The sequence below is a fragment of the Lactobacillus delbrueckii subsp. jakobsenii ZN7a-9 = DSM 26046 genome (assembly GCF_001888925.1).
Taxonomy (GTDB): Bacteria; Bacillota; Bacilli; order Lactobacillales; family Lactobacillaceae; genus Lactobacillus; species Lactobacillus delbrueckii.
In genome coordinates this window covers 557988-580046 of record NZ_CP018218.1, presented here as the reverse complement: position 1 = coordinate 580046, position 22059 = coordinate 557988, and the positions used below count along the sequence as shown (strand labels likewise).

The following is a 22059-nucleotide window of genomic DNA, read 5'->3' as shown; positions in this document are numbered from 1 at the left end:
ATTTTTTGATATAGTCGTTTTCTATTCCCGGCTCAAAAGCTGGTGAATCCGGTCGGCTTCCCGCCAAGGGCCGCTGTAGATCAGTTCATCGCCCGGCTCGATCACAGTTGACCCGTGCGGGGAAATCCACTTGTCCCCCCGCCGGATCCGGGAAACGGTGATCTGGTCGACGAAGTCCCAGTCCATCAGCTGGCGGCCGGTGTAGGCCGAGTTTCTGACCACCACGTCGTACAGGGCATTGTTGGTGTCCGTGATGATCCGGTAGACGGCTGGTGATTCAATCAAGGCCCGGAGCATGGCCCCATGCAGGTTGTTGAAGGCAAAAAGCTCGATGCCTTCCTCTCTGAGCTGGTCGACCGTATCAGCCACGACCTTGCCCTGGCTGACGATGACCCGCTTGACTCCGGCCTGCTTGGCTGCCCGGCCCACTTCCAAATTGGCCTGGTCGTCAGTGAAGGTGGCCACGAAGATATCGGTGTCAAAGGCTCCGGCTGCTTCTAAAGTATCCACCTTCCGGTCAGGCAAAAGCTTCAAATTCTTTACCTTGCTCTTGTAGGTGTCGTATTTTTCCTTCCGGCAGGTCAGAACCTGAACTGAATACCAGGAGTCGTGCAGGTCCTGGTAGACGGTCATAGTCACGGCATTGAGGCCGAAGATCACGACCTTTTCCTTGATCTTGTCTTCCGGCGTCAAGGCAAAAGTTGAGTTGAAGACAATCGGGCAGGCGATGCAGACGATGACCGCCGCCAAAATGAAGGCACTGGACTGAGTCGCCGTGATGGCGTTCAGCTTCCGGGCTACCTGCAAGGTCGGCAGAACGATCGTGATCGTCGTTGCCGTTAAGAAGCCCCCGGCAAAAGCATTCCGCTTGTTAAAGGCCCACATGTAGGTCAAAGTAACCGGCAGCTTGGCTAAGAAGAGGCAGATGACCAAAACCGGCAGCAGCATCAAGGCTTGCGGATTGGCGAAGAGCAGCTTCAAGTTGAGGTTGACCCCGGTCCGGATGAAGAAGATCGGGATAAAGAAGCCGTAGCCGATGGAAGTCAGCTTGTCCTTGGTCGCCTGGGTTGGCTCCAGCAGCTTCATGACCACCCCGGCCAAAAAGGCCCCCAGGATGTTTTCCGCCCCAACCTGCTCTGCCACCGTCACCAGGGCAAAAATCAGGAAGAAGGCCAGGCGGACGTCCAACTGGGTTGTGGCCTTGGTCACCTTGGCAAACCACAGGTAAGGCCGCTTAAAGCGGCGCAGAAGAATAATCGCGGCCACAAACAAGAGGATAATCAGCCAGAGCTTTCGGGCATCCCCGCCGTTAACGGTGGAATAGATGGTCAAAAGCAGCAGGGGAATAACTTCCCCCATGACCGCCGTCAGCAAGATCGTCTGCCCGATCGGCCGGCCCAGGATTTCTTTTTCCTTTAAGGTAGCGATGACCACGCCTAAGGCCACGGTCATAAAGATGATCGAAGCCAGGGCCACGTCGTTAAAGAGACCCAGGGCCTTCATCCCCAAAGCCAGCAAAACTGAGGCCACCGCTACCCCGCCAAAGGCGAAGGCAGCCACGACCATGGGCTTGACCTGCTTGCCGCTCTCTGACTTCCGGGCTCGGGTGTGCTTTTTCGGGCTCAGCAAGTCAAAATCGATTTCCATCCCTGACAAAAACATCAAGACAATGACCCCCAGGTTGGACAAAAAAGTCAGCTGGGAAGTCTGGGTAATCAGGTTCAAACAGCTCTTGCCCATCAAGATCCCGACGATGATCTCGGCCACGGCGGTCGGCACCGTGGTCACCCGCAAGCGGGCCATGACGATCGGAATCACCAGGGCCAAGAAGACCGTTAAAAACAGTGATAGTCCTTCCATGCTAAAAAGTATCTCCTCACTAATCGCATTTTTTCTATTATACAATAAGCCCGCAAATTAGTAAGAAAAAACGGACCTGGGCCAGGCCCAAATCCGTTTCTTGTCTTCAATTAAAAGTTGCCCGCCTTGATGTACAGGGCGGTCTGGCCGGAGAAGCCGACCATGTAGTAGTACTTGCCAGCCAGCTTGACCCGGCTGCCGTAAGTAGTAACCGTGCTGCCCTTCAGGCGCTTGGCTTCATTCCAGTTCCGGGCCCCCTTGACCGTGTACACGTAAGCGTTGTGAGTCAGAGTCCGGCTGGTCCCGTCGATATTGCCAGCCTTGACATACTTGCCGTTAGCGTACTTGTAGTACTTGGCCTTGCCAATCGTTACAGCTGACCCGTAGACCTTGAGGTATTGCCCAGCCTTCAGCATGCTGTCTGGCAACTTTTTGCCAGCAGCGCTGTAACTGTAAGAATTCCGCATCAAGCGCTTGCTCGTGCTGACTTCCACTGGCTTAGGCTGGAAATTGACTGCCTTGACATACTTGGCCACGTTATTGCTGGTAAAGCCAGTCATGTAGTAGGCCTTGCCCTTGATCTTAACCTGGCTGCCGTAGGTCGTGACCTTGCTCCCCTTTAAGAGCTTAGCCGTGGACCATTCCCGGCTGCCGGAAATAGTGTAGGTCCAGGCATTGGCCGTCAAAGTCCGGCTGGTCCCATCAATGTTGCCAGCCTTGACATACTTGCCATCAGCGTACTTGTAGTACTTGCTGCTTCCAATCGTTACAGCTGACCCGTAGACCTTGAGGTGTTGCCCGGCCTTCAAAGCCCTGACTGCTAGCTTCTTGCCGGAGGCATCATAGCTGTAGGCATTCCGCATCAAGCGCAGCTTCTTGGTCGTTACCGGCTGGGTAGCTGGAGCTTGGCTGGAACTATCAGTGCTTGAACTGGTATTGCTGCCAGTATTGGTATTCCCAGTATTTGAACCAGAGCCAGTATTAGTGTTGCCAGTGTTGGTGCCGGTACTTGCTCCCTGCTTGTTGTAGAAGTAGCTGATCAAGCTGTAGAAGTCACTCATGGAGTAGCCCCATTTAGCAAAGTAGCCGTCAGGGTCCCCGTGGTCAGTCCCGCCCAGGTAATGGGAGACTTCATTGTGGGACCAGATCGTCCCTGACCCATCCTGGCTGGCCCGGGAAGGAGTCAAATTGTATCTGTGCAAAAGGCTGGCGATATAGTAGGCATCGTTAGCCACGCTTTGCACGAACTGGGACCGGGTCGAAACTTCGCAAAGCTCAACTTGAATGTAGCGGACGTTGGCAATTGGGCCTGCCCCCCAGGTACCATAGTCAGTTGACATCATCTGGATAGTCTGGTTGTTGTCGACCACGGCGTGAACATAGGCGTAGGCCGTCATCCAGTTGTTGTTGAAATAGCGGCCTTCATCCCAGGCCGTGGCACCTGGGCTCGCCGTTTCGTGCACGACCACCCCTTCAGGCTTGCCAACCCCATTGCGGTAGCCAAAACGGCTGCCGTACTTGTTGCCATTAGCCACGCTGTTGAATTGGTTGTAAGTCAGCCCCGCGGCTTTAAGCAGGGTCTCCAGGGACTTGGTACCGCTGTAAGTCTTGGTCTTGGCTTCACTGTTGATTGAGGCCTCCGCGGCCTTCCCTTGACTGAAAACAAACGTCAGGCCAAGGCTGGCCACGGCTGCTGCCGTCAAAATTTTGTTAAATCTCATTCAGTTTCTTCCCTGTCTTTTTAAAAGTTGCCCTTCTTGACATACTGGTTAAGACCAACGATGTAGTACTGCTTGCCCTTGATCTTCACGCTGCCACCGTAGACAGTGTGGGTGCTTCCCTTGAGCCACTTGGTCTTGCCAACCCGCTTGCCCGCATTGTTGTAGATGTAGGCATTGCGCTTGAGCTTGCGTCTGGTCCCATCAAAGTTGCTTGCCTTGATGAACTGGTCAGCCCTGGCGGAGTTGACCCGGTAGTACTTGGCCCCGTTGATCGTGACTGACCCGTAAGTCGTCACGCTCTTGCCAGCTTTGACCGACTTAGCCGTGCTCTTGGCACCACTACTGGTGTAGATAGCTGCTGAGTGCATCAGCACCTTCATTTGCCCGGAAACGCTGGCGGCATTGTCAGCACTTGGCGCTTGAGAGCTGCCAGTGTTCAGGCTTTCGCCGTCGATCCAGCCCAGGCCCTTGAGGTACATCCGCTTCTTGCCATTGTAGTAAGTGTAGGTCTTGGTAACCGTTACGGTTTGGCCAGCAGTCACGTAAGACTTCTTTGGTGAAACAGAGTGGTCAGTCGGGTAGAGGTAGGTTGCCCCGGACTTGGCTACCTTGGCCGTGTAATTAGTGCCGGAGTAAACCGGGTCATACTTGGTCAAGTTGTAGGTCCCGATGTGGCTGATCAGCTTGTTCGCGTAGTTGGTGTCAGTCGCGTAGCCGGCAGCCTTGATGGCTTTGGCGGCAGCTGAGGCGCTTGAGGCATTTTCCAGCCAGGTCTTGCTGTAGCACAGACCTCCGTTGCCCAGGGTCGTCCGCATCTTCAAGCCGTAGTCATCAAAAGATGCCTGGTAGCTGCTGTACTTTCTGAAATCAGCCGTGATGTAGTAAGTCTTGCCGCTGGAAGTCTGTTCGGCCGTCTTGACGCTATAGGTTGCACCGGTCCAGCCAGTAGCCTTCATTCCAAAGACGTTGTTGGCCTGGGTAGACAGAGCTGAAGTCCCCCAGCCAGATTCCAAGGCAGCCTGGGCTAGCATCAAAGAGGCGTAGACGCCGTACTTCTTGGACGTCTTCTGCGCCTGCAGGCTGACCTTACTTAAAAAGGCATCGCTAGTAGCTGATGCCTCAACTGCCTGATTTGAGAGAAACATGTTATTGGTCACTGGAACGGCGACGGAAGTTAGCATCGCTGCGGTAGCAAGTCCAGTCAAAAATCTTCTCTTCATTAATCTCCTCCTAATAATTTCAATCTTAACCTCTATTGTATGTGCTCAGTGCTATAGTTACAATCGAACGCGCATTCTGTAAAGTAAAAGTAACAATTTTCTTAAGCAATTACAATTTTTATAGGAAAAAACTGCTTTTCCCCCTTTCCAAGCTAAGAAAGAAAATGCCAAAAGGCGGGGGCAAAGCTGCATAAAACATAAAAAGAAAAGAGGCAGCCAGGCCGCCTCTTGGGTATAAATTTTGCATCCGGCTAAAGCGGCCAGATCTGTCTAATGATTACTATCGTCAAACACACCCGTAACAGTACGTTCAATATAGTTTGCAGCCAGCGGCTCAGCATAGAGGACCTCCCCTTCCTTGACGAACACGCCCTCGCCGGCGATGGCGGCCGCGGCCTCCCGGACCACGTCCGCGCTCAAGCCCTTGACCGCGTATGGCAGGTTCAGGCTCTTCTTTTTGCCGGCACTGGACTTAAAGGTTAATTGCAATTCGTTAGTCGTAGTCATGATTTTTTCTCCTGTTTCTTACTCAAAAATTCTTTATCTGAAGTTTCCGCGTCAAAGAGTTAGGCCAAGGTCAAATTGTGCTTTTGGACCAGGGTCAAGGCAGCCAGTTCATCGCCTTGCAGCTTGCTGATGGCCTGGCCCACCTTGACCAGGCTTTCCGGGCTGGCATCCAGCTTGACGTTTTGCAGGCTGCGCTGCATCTGCCCCTTGTCATACTTTTCGGCCTTGAAGGTGTATTGAATGCTTTGGTCAGCTAAAGTGAAGTTCATTTTTTCTCTCCTGTTTCTGTAAAAAATCAATCTTGCCGCGAAGCAACGGGCTTCGCTCCGGCCGGCCCCGGCGCCTTGGGCCTGCACTGATACTAACGTTTCAAGAAGCAAATGTCGGCCACTTTTTGTTAAGGAACAATTACAAGTTGGACTGGCTGCCTAAAGCAGGTGGCTGATCTGGTATAATTGGGAAGATTAACGAGGAGGTTATTTATGAAAAAATCGACTATCTGGTCCATCGTTGTGGTGGCCGTACTCGCCTTGGGCGGGGCTGGCGCCTACTTCTACTCCAGCCAGCAAAAGCAGAGCCAGGAGCAGACGGCAAGTTCCAGCTACTCCAGCCACATGCAGGCCGGCAAAGAGGCCGTAAAAGCCAAGAAGTACAGCCAGGCTGCTGACGAATTTGACCAGGCCTACCAGGCTAAGGCAACTGCCCAAGCCAAAAATTACCAGGCCCAGGCCGAAAACCTAGCCGACTCCGTGAAACTGGCCAAGACGACCGTCAAGTACGACAGCGCCTTGAACCTGGCCCAAAAGGCCCAGGAGCAAAATGGCGGCTACAGTGTCATGACCAGCCAGGCCAAAAAGCTGGTTAAACAGCTCAAGGCCGTCAAGGACAACTACGACAGTGAAATCAAGCCGCTCTTAAACAAGGCAGCCAAGGCCATGGAAGACGGCGACTACGACAGCGCCGCTTCCACCTACAGTAGCATCTTAGACCTGCCTTATATCAACGGGGCTTACTACGCCAAGGTCCGGTCTAATGTCAAGGACCTGCTCAAGGAAGCCAAGAGCAAGCAGGAAGACTCCAGCTCCAGTTCTGAAAGCTCCAGCTCATCCTCTTCAGACACTTCCAGTAAGTCCAGCGGCAAGGAATCCAGTTCCAGCTCATCTTCTGCCGCTTCCAGCTCAGCCAGCTCTTCCAGCAACCAGGCTGAAGGGTCCGGGACCAGCAACAATGACAAGGTTGGCGGCAGCACCGTGACCAGCCGGGACGTCCAGCAGATCCGCACCCAGCTTGACAACCTGGGCGAAAGCACTGCCGGCTGGAGTCCGCAGGACCTGATCAACCTGTTCAACTACGCCTACCAGCAGGGCCACACCACCATCGACTCCATCACCAAGGATGACGTCGAGGGCTACCTAAAGTCGGGCAAATAAGAAATAAATCAGCGCCAGGCCTTGATTTATGGGGGCCTGGCGCTTGCTTTCTAGCCTTAAAGCCGTTAAAATTACTATTGACCTTATAGACTTTTATTTAAAAAGGAGCTACAACTTTGGCAGAAGAAGAAAAGAAAATCCGCAGCAATGAAGACATGTTCAAGATCGTGATGCCTGAACCAGAACGCGTAACCATGCCAGCACGCGAAGTTGCCGACCAGCCAGCTTACCTGGTCAACTTCGCCAACTTCTACGTTTCTTCTTTCGAACGCGACGACCTGGAAATCATCAGTGAATTTGACGAAGACCACAACATGGTCAACATCAACCACTACCTCCTGCTCAACCAGCCATTCTCCCGCAAGAACCTGGTCAAGCATGTGCTGATCGACCACGCCCACAATTTCCAAGCCCTCCTCGATAAGATGACCGCAGAAACCGGCGTTGACCCGGAAGCGATGACTACTTACGAAGACTGGAGCAACTGGTACGAAGGCGTTCGCGCGAAGATTGAAAGCAGTTTGTCCTAAAGGGCTTGAAACTTTACTCCAAATATAAGAAAATTACAGTAAAGAGAATGTCTCCTGGCATTCTTTTTTTACTTGTTAAATCTAAGCAAAAGCTTTAAATTTGTTTTTTAGTGTATCACAGGCTTTTTTTAAAAGTTTGAGGAGTATTTAATTGCTATGGAAGTAGAAAATAAACGCGATCGCATGACGGCCGCCGGCCTCTTGATCGCGATTGGGATTGTCTACGGCGACATCGGGACCAGTCCCCTGTATGTCATGAAAGCCGTAATCGCCGGCAACGGCGGGCTCAATACGGTCAGCCGGGACTTGATCATCGGAACCATTTCCGCGATCCTGTGGACCGTGACCTTGCTCACGACGGTGCAGAACGTGATTATCGCCTTGAAGGCAACCAACCACGGTGAAGGTGGTATCCTCGCCCTTTACACCTTGATCAGACATAAGGCTGCCTGGCTGGTCTGGCCAGCCCTGATCGGCGGAGCCGCTATCCTGGCCGACGGGACTCTGACCCCGGCCGTGACGGTTACCTCTGCCATTGAAGGGCTGAAGGGGCTGGAATTCGGCAAGGGCAACGTCCCGGTCAGTAACCAGACCACAGTCCTGGTCATTACTATTATTATTTTGCTAGTGCTTTTCTCCATCCAGCGAATGGGGACCAGAATCATCGGAAAGGCTTTCGGTCCAATCATGCTTGTCTGGTTCGCCTTCCTGGGCATCATGGGCTTGATCAACATTGGCGGCAACTGGTGGATCCTGCAGGCCTTGAACCCTTACTACGCGATCAAATTGCTCTTTAGTCCTTACAACAAGGCGGGCTTAGCGATCTTAGGGTCCATCTTCCTGGCCACCACGGGGGCTGAAGCCCTTTACGCCGACGTCGGCCACGTCGGCAAGGGGAACATCCTCGGCTCCTGGCCATTTGTTTTCGTCTGCCTCTCCCTGAACTACTTAGGGCAAGGGGTTTGGATCTTAAACAACACCAACCTGCACTCAGACACTGAAATCAACCCCTTCTACGCCATGATTCCGGAAAACATCCGGCTGGCGTCAATCGTTCTGGCTACCCTGGCAGCGATCATCGCTTCCCAGGCCTTGATCTCGGGTTCCTTCACCCTGGTAGCTGAATCCATCAACCTGAAGTTCCTGCCGCGGATGAATATCCTCTACCCATCTGATGAAAGAGGGCAGATCTACATCCCGGCCGTTAACAAAATGCTGGGCATTACCGCCATCGCCCTGGTTCTCTTCTTCAGAACCTCAGCCCACATGGAAGCAGCCTACGGTCTGTCCATCACCATTACCATGCTGATGACCACCATCCTGCGCTATGAATGGATGTTGCTCAAGCATGGCCACAACCCGGCCAACCTGCTCTTCGTGATCTTCTTCAGTACTATCAACATCCTCTTCATGGGGTCCAGTCTGAGCAAGTTCGCCCACGGCGGTTACGTATCACTGTTGATCACCCTCTTGATCGTTTCCGTCATGGTCGTTTGGTACTTCGGCAACAAGGTCCGGGACCAAAACGAAGCCGGCAATGCCTATGTCCGCTTGGATGAATACACGGACATGCTGACCAACCTCAGCCACGACGACAACTACCCGACCTACGCTGACAACCTGGTTTACATGGCCAACGTCAAGTACAACAAGTTCATCAAGCGGGAAGTCCTCTACTCAATCCTGGACAAGCGGCCTAAGCGGGCCCGGGCTTACTGGTTCGTCACGGTCAACGTGACCAACGAGCCGTTTACCGCTGAATACGCGGTCAACACTTTTGGCACCAAGAACGTGATCAACATCCAGCTCTACCTTGGTTTCAAGAAGCAGACTAGCGTCAACGTCTACGTGCGCCAGATCGTCCACGACTTGATCAAGGACAACACGATCGAGGCCCAGCCGCAGGAATACACGACTACTCCTGGCCGGGACGTCGGCGACTTCAAGTTCGTCATCGTCAACGACGTCATCTCACCTTCGACCACCCTGTCTTCTTACAAGAAGTGGCTGGTCAAGGCCCGCGTCCAGCTGCAGAACCTGTCACCTAACCCGGCTCAATGGTTCGGCCTGGAATTCGCGGACACGGTCATCGAACGCGTGCCTTTGGTCCTTGGTAAGCAAGAGCCTGCAAGAATCAAGCGGGTTGCTCCGGTTGACTACAGCAAGACACCTTGCTAGACAAGAAGCAAAAGGACAAAAAGAAGTAATTAGCAAATAAAGAAACGGCAAGTGATTGAATACTTGCCGTTTTTGCTTTTAGAAAGTCTTAAATACTCTAGAAAATTACAAACTTTTTTTCATTGAAGCAAAGCAGATTGATCACAGCTTTTTTACAAAGGGCCGTTATTATATAACCATAGTCAGAAGCAAGAAATTGCTTCTCCTATAGGAATTAATTTTCCTTTTTCTTTTCCTCTTTTACACACATATATTAGACAAACACACAGCAGCAGAAAAGCAGTCATTGATAGAATGACTGCTTTTTTTGTTGCTTATGAAATTTTATGAAAAACTACCAGATCTTGACCCGGTCTTCCGGAGCCAGGTACATCCCGTCGCCCGGCTTGACGTCAAAGGTCTCGTAGAATTCGTCCTGGCACTGGGCCTGGACATTCGCCCGCAGAGGGCCTGGCGCGTGCACGTCAACGGAAACGATCATCTTGATGGCTGCTTCCAGGGACTTTTGTGCCCAGACTCTAGCCCAGTTGACGTAGAAGTCTTCCAGGCCTTGACCTTCTTCCTTGCAGGCGGTCATGGCCGCGGCCAAGCCGCCCTGGTCAGCGATGTTTTCGGACACGATCTGCTTGCCGTTCAAAGTAGTCGGGCCGAACTTGAGCCCGTCAAAGAGGGCGATTTCCGCCTTGGTCCGGTCAGCAAATTCCTTGTAGTCAGCTTCGGTCCACCAGTTCTTCATGTTGCCGAATTCATCGAACTGGGCCCCGTTATTGTCGAAGGCATGGGAAACTTCGTGGGCGATCACGGCCCCGATCCCGCCGTAGTTGGCTGCCCGGCTCTGGTCAGCACTGTAGAATGGTGCCTGCAAGATGGCCGCTGGGAAGGTGATGTCGTTTCTCTGCGGGTCGTAGCAGGCGTTAACCAGGTTGCCTGGCATCAGCCAAACAGTCCGGTCAACCGGCTGGTGGAGCTTCTCCAGGCTGTACTTGATGCTTTCCTGGCTGGCGGCCTGCAGGTTGCTGTAAAGGCTGCCGCCCTCTTCTGCCGGGGTAACCTGGAGGCGGTTGTAAATGTCTTCAATCTTGTCCGGGTAGCCGACCTTCAAGATCAAGGCCTGCAGCTTGGTGATGGCCTTGTCCTTAGTCGCCTGGGAGAGCCAGTCGTTCTTGGCCAGCCGGTCCTCGTAGACCTTCAGCATCCGCTTGATCATGCCCAAAACGTCTTCCTTGGCGGCGGCCCCGAAGTAGGTCTGCCCGTAGTAGACGCCGACAACTTCGCTGAAAGTGCTGTTGGCAATCCGGTAGGCCTGCTTAATCCCGCTGGCCAGTTGCGGCTGGCCGGTCAAAGCCTGGCTGAACGGGAAGGCGGCTTCTCTGAATTCTTGCGACAGAGATGAGGCCACGTCATTGATAAACTTAACCAGCATCCAGCCCTTGATTTCACTGAAGCTGGCTTCGTTTAAAAGACCTTCTGCCTGGTCCAGGTAGCGGGGTTCCGTGTTGATCAAAACTTCTGGTTCTTCACCAAGGAAGCCTGCCAGGAACTGGCCCATGTCAAAGCTAGTGAACTTGCTCTTGAAGTCCGCCAATGAAATCGGGTTGTACATGGCCGGGTAGTCAGCCCATTCTTCGCTGGACTTGACTACCTTGGCCAGTCGCTGGTCGTAAGCCAGGGCCCCGTCTACATATTCAGCGGCTTTTTCTTCACTTACCCCGGCCATTTGGAAGAGCTTGAGGGTCTGTTCTTTTAACACGCCCAAGAGTTTTTCCGCGTCCGGGCTTTCGTAAGTGGTCGTATCTGGCAAAAAGATGTGGGGACCGCCGAAGTAAACCGTGTTGACCTTGGTGTTCTTCATGTCCGCGTCAACGGAGAAGGAGAATGGGAGGTCAAAGCCTTCCTTGGCCAAAGCAGCTGCCGCGCCTTGCAGGTCATTCCAGCTGTTCAAGCCTTCCAGTTTCTTCAAGTCAGCCTGGATTGGTTCTGCCCCATCAGCGTTCCGCTTGTCAAAGTCCTTGGCCAGCTTGTATAGTTCAACGGCCTTGGCCAGGTTCGGCAGGTTTGGCACTTCCTTTTCCCCGCTGGCAAAAGCCGCGAAGTCAGCCATCAGGGTCTTTTCAACGTTTTCAGCGATTTGGTCAAAGCTCCCCATCCGGGACCGGTCAGCCGGGATTTCCAGCTGATCCAGGTAGTCAGAGTTAACGGCCAAATACAGGTTGTCCTGCGGGCGGGCAGTCTTGTCAATGACAGTCGTGTCGCCGCTGCCGCCGCGGACGGCAAATTTATTGTTCAATATTTCTTCCTCCTTGTTTTTCAACTAGCAGTTGTGCTGGCGCAGGTCGCACTGGGCCGCGATTTCAGCCTTGGCCTGGTCAGCTGCTTCGGGCCAGATTGGCTCTAAGCCCTGGTCCTTTAAGAAGCCTTCCCAGTCGGTAAAAATTTCCCCGTCTTCCTTGACGCAGGCCGGAATCCCCACGCTACCCTGCTCCTTAGCGTGAGCAAAGGCGGGACTGGCATCCCGCAAGCGCAAAAATTCCTTGAAATCCGGCATGGTGGCGAAAATATTAACGAATTCGTAGCCGATGCCGTACTTTTTAAAACTGGCCTCACAGGCGATGCAGTCCGGACAGATTTTTGTCCCGTAAACCTTAAGCATGTTTTCCTCCTTTTCTCACTATCGTCTTATTTTACCCGTTAACTGCTTCCCTGTTCAACCAAAGTGCAAAAAAATGCTAAAAATTCCTACTTGAAGAACTGCACCTGGTCCTTCAGCTTTGTTCTCAGCGGCAAGAGGGCCAAAAGGCAAAGGAGGATGCCGCAGCTGGCGACTACAAACATGGTCTTGTAGCCGAAGAGGTCGATCAAGGTCCCGCCGAAAAGCGGCCCGAAGGCCCGGCCGACCCCGCTAGCCACCAGGGTCATCCCCTGGTACTTGCCCTTGCTGGAGTACGGCGACATGTCGTTGACATAGGCCGGAATGGCGGAAAAGGCCGTCGATTCACCCAAGGTCAGGATCGACATGGACAAGACGAAGCCCGGGTAGGTCTTGGCGAAAATCAAGGTCAGCCAGGACACGGCAAACATGAAGATCCCGAAGTAGATCTGCTGGTAGATGCTCTTGAAGATCCGCGGGAAGCGGGCCAAAATCAGCTGCACGACCACGATGATGCCGGCGTTGATCGTCCATAAAGTTGAGTAAAGGTGGAAAGGAATCCCCAGGCTGACCATGTAAACGGACAGGTTGGACTCCCAGTTCATGTACATCAGCCAGGTCACCCCCAGGGTGATGAAGAAGCCCATGGTCATCCAGAAGTTGGCCTTTGGCATCTTTTCCGCCTTCAGCGGGGTTTGGCCAGTCTTCTTCTGCTCCTGCCGGCGGGCATGGTAGGCCACGATCGGCTTAAACTTGCAGAAGGCAACTAAAGTCCCGATCAAGAAAAGGCAGCTGGCAATGATAAAGAGCAGCTCAATTGAGTAGTCGTAAAGGTAGCCGACAACCAAGGTCCCGATTACCACCCCCAGGTTCTGGGAGAAGTAGAGAATATTGAAGACATACCGGCCCGGATACTTGCGCAGGCTGGTGGCGATGGAATTGACCAGGGCCCCGTTCCAGCCCCCTAAAAAGCCCGTGCAGACCAACCAGACCCAGTAAACCGGCCAGCCATGGAAGAAGGCCATGGCCAACAGGACCAAAGCATCCAGCAGCATCCCGCCCGTAATCAAAGGATAAGGATTGAGCCGGTCAAAAAGCCGGCCGCTGATGGTTGACCCCAGCATGTTGGCCACGCAGTTGCAGAAGAGGACGATCCCGATTACCGACAGACTGATCCCCAACCGCTTGTTTAGGTAAACGGAAGTCAGTGGCCAAATGAAGCTGGCCCCGATCCAAGTAGCCAGTTCGGCCACGACCAGCCAGGGCAGCGCGATTTCCGGCAACTGGCTCTGTCCGTGTTTAGTTTTCATTTATCCATTCCTCCTTTTCTAAATTTAATTGCTAAAAATACTCCAGGCAATAAGAAAACCACGACTCAGCAAGCCATGGCTCCTCTCTTTATTATAATTCTACAACTCTTTCTTCTTTCCTTGCAATGCGCGCAGGTCGGTAATATCCTGCAAGACTTCCAAAACGCCCAGATATTCCCCGGCCTTGTTTCTGACCGCCAGGTATTGGATATAGACGAAGCGGCCCCGGACTTCAAACCAGAAGGCATGCTTGTCCTTTCTCCCGCTTCTCAGGTCATCCACGATGGCCTTGACCTTAGGCACGCTTTTTGGCATGTGAATGCTAAACAGGTTCATGCCCAGGTCGTTTTTCGAATGGGGATAAAAGCCGCAGCTGCCGCCAAAGTAGCGGATGACGTCGTCCTTGTCCACAAAGACCAGGTCCAGGGGCAAAAGGTCCAGGACGGCCGAGAGCTGCTCATAGCTGAGGCTGCCTTCCGCGAACTCAATAAAGGACTCCGTCAGGGCTGGCCGGGCTTTTTCCTCTGCCTGCTCGACTTCCACCAGCTTTTGGTAGTTTTCGGCTTCATTGCCGCCCAGCTGGCCGGCAAAAGCCCCGATCTGGTCATTCCACTTGGCGATCGCCGCCGGGTCGGCTGCCTTTTTCTCAGCCAGTTCGGCCGCGGATGGCCGCCAGGCTGACGGATTGGGAATCAAGCAGTAGCCCACCCGGGGCTCGTCTTCCTTGACCCTAAGCCAGTCGGCCGGCGTCGCCACTTCCGTCAAGAGCGGCAGCATGATCGCCTCTTCCTTGAAGATCATTTCGGTGACTTCCTTGGCCGCCTGCTTGACCTTTTTGGCCAAAAGTTCTGCCTCGCCCGTTTCAGCCGCCTGCCGGGCCTCCTTGATCCAGGCCCGGATATCATCGTCTACCCCCCACATGACCTGGGGCGGGGCTGTGATGCCGTACTTGGTCATCAAGGGAAACATGGAGATTTCTTTTCTGGTATAGTGCTTGTCTACTTGGGCCAGGTCTGCCAGCTCCTGCTTGATTTTGGCTAAAAGTTCCGGGGCTGGCTTTGCTTCATACTTGGCCAGGTCTGGTAAAAGGGCATCGTTAACCAGAGAGGTCAAAACGACATTCTCCTGCTTCAAGGTCTGGACCGGGTGGCCGGGCCGGGCAAAAGCCTCCCCTGCTTCCTGCCCGCCGATCGATCCCCGGAAGACTTCCGCGTGGACCGTACACAAGTTCTGGATTTCCTGGGGGTTGAGGCCGCCGGCGATCAAGGCCCGCTCAGCTTCCGTGATTTCCTTGACTGAGACTGAAGAAAAAGCCTCGTTGAACATGGCCTTGGCCTGGTCAAAGTCCCCCTTGTCCCGCAAAAGGCGCAAGATCTCCAGCAGCTTCTCCTGCCTCTCCTTTAAAGACATGGTCATCACTCAGTCACCTCGTATCCCTTCAAGCGCAGCTTCTCCTTGACCTCTTCCAGGTCAAAGCCCATGGCCCGGCAGCCCATCGGCAGGGTCATCAGCCGGCCCACCGTGTCCAGCATGCCCGGAATCTTGATCCGGTTGAAGCCGATCTCGGCCATATCTTCGGTAAATTCCGGATACTGGTCAGCGAAAGTCTTGATCGGCTGGTGGAGGTTGATCTCCTTAGCCGCCGGAGCCGGCTCTTCCTTGATGCCCAGCTGCTTTTTCGCCTGCTCGCTTAAGCGGTCCGGGGTCCAGACCGGGTACCAGACCAGCTTGATGTCCACCTGCTTGATGGCGGCCAGCTGGCCCACCGCCTGGCGGATTTCCCGGTTGAGGTAGTCGTTTAAGGGGCAGCCGGCTGTGGTCAAGGTCATGGTCACCAGGCAGTTGCCCTCATCATCGATGTCGACTCCGTAGATGAGGCCCAGGTCGACCACATTGACCAGGAGCTCCGGGTCGATGACGGTCTGCAGCTGACCGATGACCTGGTTAACCAAGGCGCGTTTTTCTTCGTTCATTTTTTCCTCGCTAAAAAACTATCTCTGCAGCTTGTCCCAGATGACCGGGTGCAGGTCCGGGGTCTTGAGGGACTTCTGCACGTCAATGATCCGCTGATTGCTGGACCCTCTGAACTGCAGGGTCAGGTCCTTCAAGTTGTCCATAAAGCGGCCGTCAACCAGGATGTCTAGCTTCTTGAGCATTTCCACCTTGTCCGGGGTCTCCTTTAAGAGTTCCTCCCAGGTATAGCCTGACCAGGACCAAATGTCCTTGCTGTGGCCGTATTCGGCCCGGACCCGGTCGATGATCCGGTTGCAGACCCAGGTATTCAAAAAGGGTTCCCCGCCAAGCAAGGTCAGCCCTTGAACATAGGACTGGCCGATATCCGCGATAATCTGGTCTTCCAATTCCTGGGTGTAGGGACGGCCGTAGTTGAAGTTCTGGGCGGCCAGGTTGTAGCAGCCCGGGCAGTCAAAGAGGCAGCCGGACACGTATAAGGAGCAGCGGACCCCTTCCCCGTCAACGAAGTTGAAGGACTTGTAGTCGGCAATCTTATGCTTGCTGTAGTCTTCTGAGATCCATTCGCCCGGCTTGGGATTCTTGGGCTGGCGCTTCATCTTCCGGGGCTTGGCCGTCTGGCCGGCATTTTTAGCCTTGTACTGGTTGGCGTCCACAAAGACCGTTTCCCCGCCGACGCTGATCCGGATCAGGTTGTCCCGGACGTCAGGGCCTTCTTGCTGATTCTTGTCTTTCTCTGGCATCTCGCTTCTCCTTTGCTTTCGATAAAAAATAGGCAGGAATGATTCCTGCCTATTAGTATAATTCTTTTCGTTTAGTATTGGCTGTTCTTCTGCTTTTCCAGGCTGGCTTCCTCGCTGACCATGCCCAAGCTCATGTGCTTGGCCCGGTGGGCAATTTCTTCATGCCGGCCGTGGACCATTGGCCGCTTCAGCGGGTTGCCCAGGTAGCCGCAAGTCCGCTTGACGCAGTCGCAGGTTTCCGGGTTGTGGTTGCCGCATTGCGGACATTCAAAGCCCTTGGCGGTTGACTTGAACTCGCCGGCAAAGCCGCATTCGTAGCACTTGTCGATCGGGGTGTTGGTACCCAGGTAGCCGACTCTGTTGTAAGCCCAGTCCCAGACAGCTTCCAGAGCGGCCGGGTTTTGCTTCAAGTTCGGGTATTCGCAGTAGTGGATGAAACCACCGGCAGCGTAGTATGGGTAGTCCTTTTCAAAGTCTAGCTTTTCAAATGGGGTTGGGTGCTTGCGGACGTCGTAGTGGAAGGAGTTGGTGTAGTATTCCTTGTCCGTGATGTCCTTGACCTTGCCGAACTTCTCCGTGTCTAGGCGGCAGAAGCGGTCGGTCAGACTTTCACTTGGGGTGGAGTAGACGCTGTAGTGGTAGTGGTTCGGGTCTTCCTTTTCCCACTTGGCGCAGGCATCATGCATCTTCTTGACCACTTCCAAAGTGAAGGCCTTGGCTTCCGGGTCCTTTTCCCAGTCTGGCCCGTAGAAGACCGTGCCGACTTCGTAAAGGCCGATGTAGCCCAGGGAAACCGTGGCCCGGCCGTTCTTGAAGAAGTCGTTGACGTCGCCGTCATCGCTAACCCCTTGGCCAAAGGCGCCGTATTCATACAGGGTTGGAGCGTTGACCGGCTTAGCTTCAGTGACCTTCTTGGCCTTGTATTCGCAGGCTTGCCGGCCCAGTTCCAGGCGGTCATTGAAAATTTCCCAGAAGCGGTCCATGTCGCCCTGGCTTTCCATGGCGATTCTTGGCAGGTTTAAGGTAACCACGCCCAGGTTCATTCGCCCGGAGTTGACTTCCCGGCTCTGTTCATCCTTCCAGCCTTGCAGGAAGGACCGGCAGCCCATCGGGGCCTTGAAGGAGCCAGTGATGTCAATGATCTTGTCGTAGCTCAAAACGTCTGGGTACATCCGCTTGGTAGCACATTCCAGGGCCAGCTTCTTGATGTCGTAGTTCGGGTCGCCTGGGTGGAGGTTAAGCCCCTTCTTCAAGCTGAAGACCAGCTTCGGGAAGATGGCCGTCCGGTGTTCCCGGCCCAGGCCTTCGATCCGGACCTGCAGGATGTCCTTTTGGATTTCTCTTTCAATCCAGTTGGTCCCTAAGCCAAAGCCCAAGGTGGTGAAAGGAGTCTGCCCCTGGCTGGAGAACATGGTGTTGATCTCGTATTCCAGGCTCTGCATAGCGTCGTAGATGTCCTTTTGGGTCCGCTTCTTGGCAAAAGCCTTTACCTTGTCTTCGTCGTCGACGAACTCACGCCCTTCTTCCAGGTGCTTTTTGTAGTCCTTTTCGGCAAAAGGCGCCAGGACTTCGTCGCAACGGTCAAAAGAGCAACCGCCGTATTGGCTGGAAGCCACGCTGGTGATGATCTGGGCTACCTGGCTGGTGGCCACCCGGATGGAGTTCGGTACTTCCACAAAGGCGTTGCCGATCTTGAAGCCGTGGTTGAGCATGTAGTCAAAGTCAATCAGGCAGCAGTTGGACATTGGTGAAAGAGGAGTGTAGTCCAGGTCGTGCCAATGGATGTCCCCCCGCAGGTGGGCCTTGGCGATGTGCTGAGGCATTATGGTCAGACCAACCGTCTTGCCCACAGTCCCGGCAGTCAAGTCCCGCTGGGTGGCAAAGACGTCAGAGTCCTTGTTGGCATTTTCGTGGACGATACTTGGATCCTTGTCGACCAGCTTGGCCAGACGCTGCTTGGTGTCAGTTTCTGCCCGCCAGTCGGCTTCGTCTTCCTGCCGCTTGGCTTCGTATTCCTTGGCTTCATTCAGATAGCCCAGTTCGTTCAAGCTGGCTCTGAAGGCAGCGTGGACTTGAACGGCGTCAACCGTGTAGGTGGCCAGCTTGGCGTAAACCTTGCTCAAAACGGCAGCCTTGATTTCGTTGTCTTCCAGGCCAAGTTCATCCAGAACCATTTCCAGCTTGAATTGTTCAAATTTAAATGGGGCGCCGTCGCGCTTGATGAACTTCTTTGGTGCGTTAGCGAAATTCAAGCTCACAGTTTCTGTTGCTGGCTTTAACATGACAATCAACCTCTTATCTCTCAAAAATACCTTGCCTTTTTACATCAGCCTCTGGGGCTGTTTAAGCGAGTTACTCACAAGAACCAGACTATCTTATGGATTAAGTGTGGATAACCACCACATCTTGTTTAGTTCCTAAGATAAGCATAGCACAAAATACCAGATATTGTGGTCTATACAAAGGTCCATTTCTGTTAAATGACAGGAGAGAATTCAGTTGTCACGGGACTTGGAGCCCGTATATTTTTAAAAAAAGAATATTTTGCTTGAGCAAATATTTTTAGTCTTTTGCCAAAGTCCTTCAAAAATTTAAAAAAGATGAAAAAAGCCCTTGATTTTCATCAAGAGCTTATAAAAGTATTGGCTATTTATCGAAGTACTGGCCCTTGTTGACCTGGAAGTAGGTCTTGAAGCGCTTGTAGTAGTTGTGGAACATGTACTTCATCAAGAGCCAGCGCTTAAAGGAGCTGTCCTGGTCGTAGAAGACGGTCGTCCCCACCTGGCCGGCATCGATAAGTTTCAAGGCCGCCTGCTTGGCCTCGTTGTCGACCGCGTATTCCTTGAAGATCTTCTCCGGCACGCCCAGCCAGAGCATGTGGCTGCTCTCCAGCTTGTTGGCATAGACGGTCTCCTGGCCGGCCAAGGAGTCTTCAGCGTAGTCGTCAACGTACCACTTGGCCAGGTTGTAGCCGTTCAAGGTCACGTAGAAGCTGGACCGGCCTTGGCGGAGGTTGATTTCAAAGAATTTGTACTGGCCGTCGCGGGCATCGTACTTGATGTCGAAGTTGGCCATGCCGACATAGTTGATCTTCTCCAGGAAGGTCTGGACGGTCTCGTAAAGCTTTTCATCATAGGCCGGCAAAATAGCCATGTAGTTCCCAATTGACTGCGGAGTCGGGTCTTCCAAAAGCGGGTGGCCCAGGCACATCATCTTGACCTGGTGGTTCTTGTCCACGTAGGCGTTCAAGACCCGCATGTTGGAGTCGTCGCCCGGGATGAAGTCCTGCAGAATCAAGTCTTCCTTGTAGCCATTGGTGTAGATCTTGCCCACAATGTCCTTGAATTCAGCCAGGTCCTTGATGACAAAAGCCTTCTTCCGCCCTTCAAACTGGACATCCAGCCAGGAAACCGGGTCTTCCGGCTTCAAGACAACCGGGAAGGCAAAAGGCACGTCGGCGTATGACCCATCCTGGTAGTCAGCCAGCTTGATGATCTTGGTCTTCGGGTAAGGCAGGCCGTATTCTTCACAGACTTCGTAGAAGCCTTCCTTAGAGATCAGCTTTTCCAAAAGCTGGTAGTCGATGTAAGGAACGACGAAGGTCCCTTCCAGTTCTTGCTTGTGCTTAGCCAAAAGTTCTGCATAGCCGTCCCCACAAGCGATCAGAATGACTGGCTCTTCATGATTCTTGTATTCCTTGATTTTTTCCTGCATGACTTTCATGAAGCCCGGGTCTTCGGAAAAACCAGGGTACACTTCAACGTCCACGATCTTGGAATAGCGGGTGGCCGCCAATTGCGTTGCCGCCCAAGCCTGGACCTTGATGCCGTATGCTTCGTTAAAAGACCGCGCCATCCCGTAGACGTTGATGTCACTGCCAAGCAAAATTGGTGTAAATTTAGCCATTAGTAATTAAATTCTCTTTCTCTTCTTTTTGGATTAGAGCAGCTTGCCCTGGGCGATCAAGCTGGCCACTTCCGGCTGCACGTGCTGGTACTTGCGCACGGTTTCCTCGTAGTCAACGAAGAAGAGCTTGTACCAAACCAGGAAGGTGTAGATTGCCCAGATCTGCCGGCGGTGAGAACCGTCCCCATTGTAGTTCTCATCCAGTAGGTCCAGGATCTTCTTTTGTTCAAAAATATCATTGACGAAGTCTTCGCTGAAGAGGTCTCTTACCTGCTTGTAGAAACGCTCTTCCTGCAGCCATTGCTTAATTGGCGTCGGGAAGCCCAGCTTCGGCCGCTTGGCCCATTCATCCGGCAGGACCTGTTCTGAAGCCTTGCGCAGGGCGTACTTGGTGTCGTATTTGTTGACCAGGTACTTGCTTGGAATAGAGTTGGCCAGTTTGGCGATCTTCACGTCCAGGTAAGGCACCCGGAGTTCCAGGGAGTGGGCCATGGAAATCTTGTCAGCCTTCTGCTCGATGTCGTTGAGCATGAAGTGGTGCAGGTCGATGTACTGCATCTGCTTGACATTGTCCAGGTCCTTGACCTTCTTGAAGTCTTCCTGGTAGTTGCCGTTAACCGTCAGCTTGTTCCGGTAGCTCGGCTGCAAGACAGCATTAGCGTCCTTGGAAGTGAAGATGGTCGGGTAGTCCATGTCGTAGATGACTGACTGGCCCACGTAGAATTCGCTTGGTTCAGCCAGGTTGGTGTAAAGGTGCACCTTGCCCGGGAAGTTTGGCATCTTCTTGATCTTATGAGCCAGCTTAACCCGCTTTCCCTTTGGCAGCTTCTTCAGCTTGTCGGTAAAGACCTTGATGACATTGTTGTGGGTGTGCATCCCGTAATTGACATAGCCGGCAAAAAGCTCATCGGCCCCTTCCCCGGACAGGGCAACAGTCACGTGCTTTCTGGCCAATTTGCACAGGTACCACAAAGGAATGATTGACGGGTTGGCGTCTGGTTCGTCCATGTGGTACTGCATTTCCGGGAAGTCCCGCATGGCTTCTTCTGAGTAGACCTTGTCAGCGTAGAAGTGCCAGCCGTTGATGTCGGCCAGGGCCTTGGCCTTGGAAGCTTCATCGTAGGTGCTGTCGTCAAAGCCGATGGAGAAGACTTCATCCGGGTCCAAAAGGGCCGTCAGGAAGCTGGAGTCAACCCCTTCACTAAGGAAGGCCCCGACCTTAACGTCGGCGTTGCGGTAAAGGTCAACCGTTTCCTTCAAGTCTTCGTTGATCTTCTTGACTGTTTCTTCAAAGGAAAGGTTGTTGTCCTTGTATTCGGCATCCCAGTACTGGTGGGTCTTCATCTTGCCGTCCTTGTATTCAAACCAGTGACCTGGCTGGAAGCGGTAGACGCCCTTGAAGAAGGTTTCCTTAAGGTCGTTGTACTGGTTCATCAGGTATGGCTTGACGGCTTCGGTATTCAGTTCCTTTTTAAAATGAGGGAAGGGCAAAAAGCTCTTCAATTCTGAGCCGACCAAAAGGTGACCGTCCACGTCCTGGTAGTACATCGGCTTGATCCCGAAGAAGTCCCGGGCCCCGTACATGGTCTGGGTATTGTCGTCCCAGATGATGAAGGCGAACATCCCCCGGACCCGCTTAAGGATCCCGTCCATCCCCCATTCTTCATAGCCGTGCAGGATGACTTCAGTGTCGGCCTTGGTGGAGAAGGTGTGGCCCGCCTTGATCAGTTCCTCTCTTAAGGGCTTGAAGTTGTAGATTTCCCCGTTGAAAATGATCGCCCGGCTGCGGTCTTCGTTGTAGATTGGCTGACTACCGCCCCGCAGGTCGATAATCGACAGTCTTCTGAAACCAAGGGCCACCTTGTCGTTGGTGTACATCCCGTCACTGTTTGGTCCCCGGTGTTGGATGGTAGCCATCATCTTGCCGATGGCCGCCTGCTTGTTATTGATTTCTGGATCGTAAAAGGCGACAATTCCGCACATGTTTTCTCTCCCTTAATTCTAGTTAGTTTCTATAAAGTCAACTTCTTATTATA

17 protein-coding genes are annotated in these 22059 nt (G+C 53.2%); 3 read left to right on the top strand and 14 right to left on the bottom strand.

The features are described 5' to 3' along the window. Window positions 1–21: 21 nt before the first annotated feature. The 5 genes from LJ046_RS03015 to LJ046_RS02990 all read right to left on the bottom strand — a co-directional run bounded on the left by LJ046_RS03015 (window position 22) and on the right by LJ046_RS02990 (window position 5577). Window positions 22–1860: a monovalent cation:proton antiporter family protein gene (locus tag LJ046_RS03015; protein ID WP_002877888.1), complete on the bottom strand. Its 1839-nt coding sequence runs from the start codon at window positions 1858–1860 to the stop codon at window positions 22–24. Between the two features lie 110 nt (window positions 1861–1970). Next, window positions 1971–3581 (bottom strand): SLAP domain-containing protein, encoded by a 1611-nt coding sequence (locus tag LJ046_RS03010; RefSeq protein ID WP_002877887.1) that lies wholly within the window; start codon window positions 3579–3581, stop codon window positions 1971–1973. Window positions 3582–3601: 20 nt separating this feature from the next. Beyond that, a complete protein-coding gene (locus LJ046_RS03005; RefSeq protein ID WP_002877886.1) occupies window positions 3602–4801 on the bottom strand; it encodes a glucosaminidase domain-containing protein in 1200 nt (399 codons plus the stop codon). Between the two features lie 270 nt (window positions 4802–5071). After that, window positions 5072–5308, bottom strand: a complete 237-nt coding sequence (locus LJ046_RS02995; protein WP_002877881.1) for a DUF2922 domain-containing protein — start codon at window positions 5306–5308, stop codon at window positions 5072–5074. A gap of 59 nt (window positions 5309–5367) precedes the next feature. Next, the gene (locus LJ046_RS02990) at window positions 5368–5577 is read right to left on the bottom strand and encodes a DUF1659 domain-containing protein (RefSeq protein ID WP_002877879.1); all 210 of its coding nucleotides are present in this window, start codon (window positions 5575–5577) and stop codon (window positions 5368–5370) included. Window positions 5578–5790: 213 nt separating this feature from the next. Between LJ046_RS02990 and LJ046_RS02985 the strand changes: the two genes are divergently transcribed. The 3 genes from LJ046_RS02985 to LJ046_RS02975 all read left to right on the top strand — a co-directional run bounded on the left by LJ046_RS02985 (window position 5791) and on the right by LJ046_RS02975 (window position 9446). After that, complete coding sequence (locus LJ046_RS02985; RefSeq protein ID WP_002877877.1) at window positions 5791–6738, top strand: YfgM family protein; 948 nt, start codon at window positions 5791–5793, stop codon at window positions 6736–6738. 116 nt (window positions 6739–6854) lie between these two features. Beyond that, on the top strand, window positions 6855–7268 hold the full coding sequence (locus LJ046_RS02980) for a hypothetical protein (RefSeq protein WP_002877874.1): 414 nt from the start codon (window positions 6855–6857) through the stop codon (window positions 7266–7268). Window positions 7269–7424: 156 nt separating this feature from the next. Next, complete coding sequence (locus LJ046_RS02975; protein WP_002877871.1) at window positions 7425–9446, top strand: KUP/HAK/KT family potassium transporter; 2022 nt, start codon at window positions 7425–7427, stop codon at window positions 9444–9446. A 334-nt stretch (window positions 9447–9780) separates the two neighbouring features. Here the strand turns inward: LJ046_RS02975 and LJ046_RS02970 are convergent, their stop codons facing one another. The 9 genes from LJ046_RS02970 to asnB all read right to left on the bottom strand — a co-directional run bounded on the left by LJ046_RS02970 (window position 9781) and on the right by asnB (window position 22006). Continuing rightward, complete coding sequence (locus LJ046_RS02970; protein WP_002877870.1) at window positions 9781–11733, bottom strand: M13 family metallopeptidase; 1953 nt, start codon at window positions 11731–11733, stop codon at window positions 9781–9783. Window positions 11734–11757: 24 nt separating this feature from the next. Beyond that, a complete protein-coding gene (locus LJ046_RS02965) occupies window positions 11758–12096 on the bottom strand; it encodes a hypothetical protein (RefSeq protein ID WP_002877868.1) in 339 nt (112 codons plus the stop codon). Window positions 12097–12182: 86 nt separating this feature from the next. Beyond that, complete coding sequence (locus LJ046_RS02960) at window positions 12183–13403, bottom strand: MDR family MFS transporter (RefSeq protein ID WP_002877867.1); 1221 nt, start codon at window positions 13401–13403, stop codon at window positions 12183–12185. Window positions 13404–13502: 99 nt separating this feature from the next. Further along, the gene (locus tag LJ046_RS02955) at window positions 13503–14819 is read right to left on the bottom strand and encodes a DUF438 domain-containing protein (protein WP_002877865.1); all 1317 of its coding nucleotides are present in this window, start codon (window positions 14817–14819) and stop codon (window positions 13503–13505) included. Continuing rightward, window positions 14819–15376: an iron-sulfur cluster assembly protein gene (locus tag LJ046_RS02950; protein ID WP_002877862.1), complete on the bottom strand. Its 558-nt coding sequence runs from the start codon at window positions 15374–15376 to the stop codon at window positions 14819–14821. Before LJ046_RS02950 ends, LJ046_RS02955 begins: the two co-directional genes overlap by 1 nt. A gap of 18 nt (window positions 15377–15394) precedes the next feature. Then, on the bottom strand, window positions 15395–16117 hold the full coding sequence (gene nrdG / locus LJ046_RS02945; RefSeq protein WP_002877861.1) for an anaerobic ribonucleoside-triphosphate reductase activating protein: 723 nt from the start codon (window positions 16115–16117) through the stop codon (window positions 15395–15397). Between the two features lie 71 nt (window positions 16118–16188). Further along, entirely contained in the window at window positions 16189–18399 is a 2211-nt protein-coding gene (gene nrdD, locus LJ046_RS02940) for an anaerobic ribonucleoside-triphosphate reductase (RefSeq protein ID WP_002877859.1), read from the bottom strand. Between the two features lie 364 nt (window positions 18400–18763). Beyond that, window positions 18764–20023 (bottom strand): carboxylate--amine ligase, encoded by a 1260-nt coding sequence (locus tag LJ046_RS02935; protein ID WP_002877857.1) that lies wholly within the window; start codon window positions 20021–20023, stop codon window positions 18764–18766. Window positions 20024–20056: 33 nt separating this feature from the next. Continuing rightward, window positions 20057–22006 carry an asparagine synthase (glutamine-hydrolyzing) gene (gene asnB / locus LJ046_RS02930; protein ID WP_002877854.1) on the bottom strand — a complete coding sequence of 650 codons (1950 nt, stop codon included), beginning with the start codon at window positions 22004–22006 and terminating at the stop codon, window positions 20057–20059. Between the last annotated feature and the right edge of the window lie 53 nt (window positions 22007–22059).

Bases quoted from the DNA above. Each gene is read 5' to 3' on its own strand.
- LJ046_RS03015 (WP_002877888.1), bottom strand. From the start codon at position 1,860: ATGGAAGGACTATCACTGTTTTTAACGGTCTTCTTGGCCCTGGTGATT.
- LJ046_RS03010 (WP_002877887.1), bottom strand. From the start codon at position 3,581: ATGAGATTTAACAAAATTTTGACGGCAGCAGCCGTGGCCAGCCTTGGC.
- LJ046_RS03005 (WP_002877886.1), bottom strand. From the start codon at position 4,801: ATGAAGAGAAGATTTTTGACTGGACTTGCTACCGCAGCGATGCTAACT.
- LJ046_RS02995 (WP_002877881.1), bottom strand. From the start codon at position 5,308: ATGACTACGACTAACGAATTGCAATTAACCTTTAAGTCCAGTGCCGGC.
- LJ046_RS02990 (WP_002877879.1), bottom strand. From the start codon at position 5,577: ATGAACTTCACTTTAGCTGACCAAAGCATTCAATACACCTTCAAGGCC.
- LJ046_RS02985 (WP_002877877.1), top strand. From the start codon at position 5,791: ATGAAAAAATCGACTATCTGGTCCATCGTTGTGGTGGCCGTACTCGCC.
- LJ046_RS02975 (WP_002877871.1), top strand. From the start codon at position 7,425: ATGGAAGTAGAAAATAAACGCGATCGCATGACGGCCGCCGGCCTCTTG.
- LJ046_RS02965 (WP_002877868.1), bottom strand. From the start codon at position 12,096: ATGCTTAAGGTTTACGGGACAAAAATCTGTCCGGACTGCATCGCCTGT.
- LJ046_RS02960 (WP_002877867.1), bottom strand. From the start codon at position 13,403: ATGAAAACTAAACACGGACAGAGCCAGTTGCCGGAAATCGCGCTGCCC.
- LJ046_RS02955 (WP_002877865.1), bottom strand. From the start codon at position 14,819: ATGACCATGTCTTTAAAGGAGAGGCAGGAGAAGCTGCTGGAGATCTTG.
- LJ046_RS02950 (WP_002877862.1), bottom strand. From the start codon at position 15,376: ATGAACGAAGAAAAACGCGCCTTGGTTAACCAGGTCATCGGTCAGCTG.
- nrdG (WP_002877861.1), bottom strand. From the start codon at position 16,117: ATGCCAGAGAAAGACAAGAATCAGCAAGAAGGCCCTGACGTCCGGGAC.
- nrdD (WP_002877859.1), bottom strand. From the start codon at position 18,399: ATGTTAAAGCCAGCAACAGAAACTGTGAGCTTGAATTTCGCTAACGCA.
- LJ046_RS02935 (WP_002877857.1), bottom strand. From the start codon at position 20,023: ATGGCTAAATTTACACCAATTTTGCTTGGCAGTGACATCAACGTCTAC.
- asnB (WP_002877854.1), bottom strand. From the start codon at position 22,006: ATGTGCGGAATTGTCGCCTTTTACGATCCAGAAATCAATAACAAGCAG.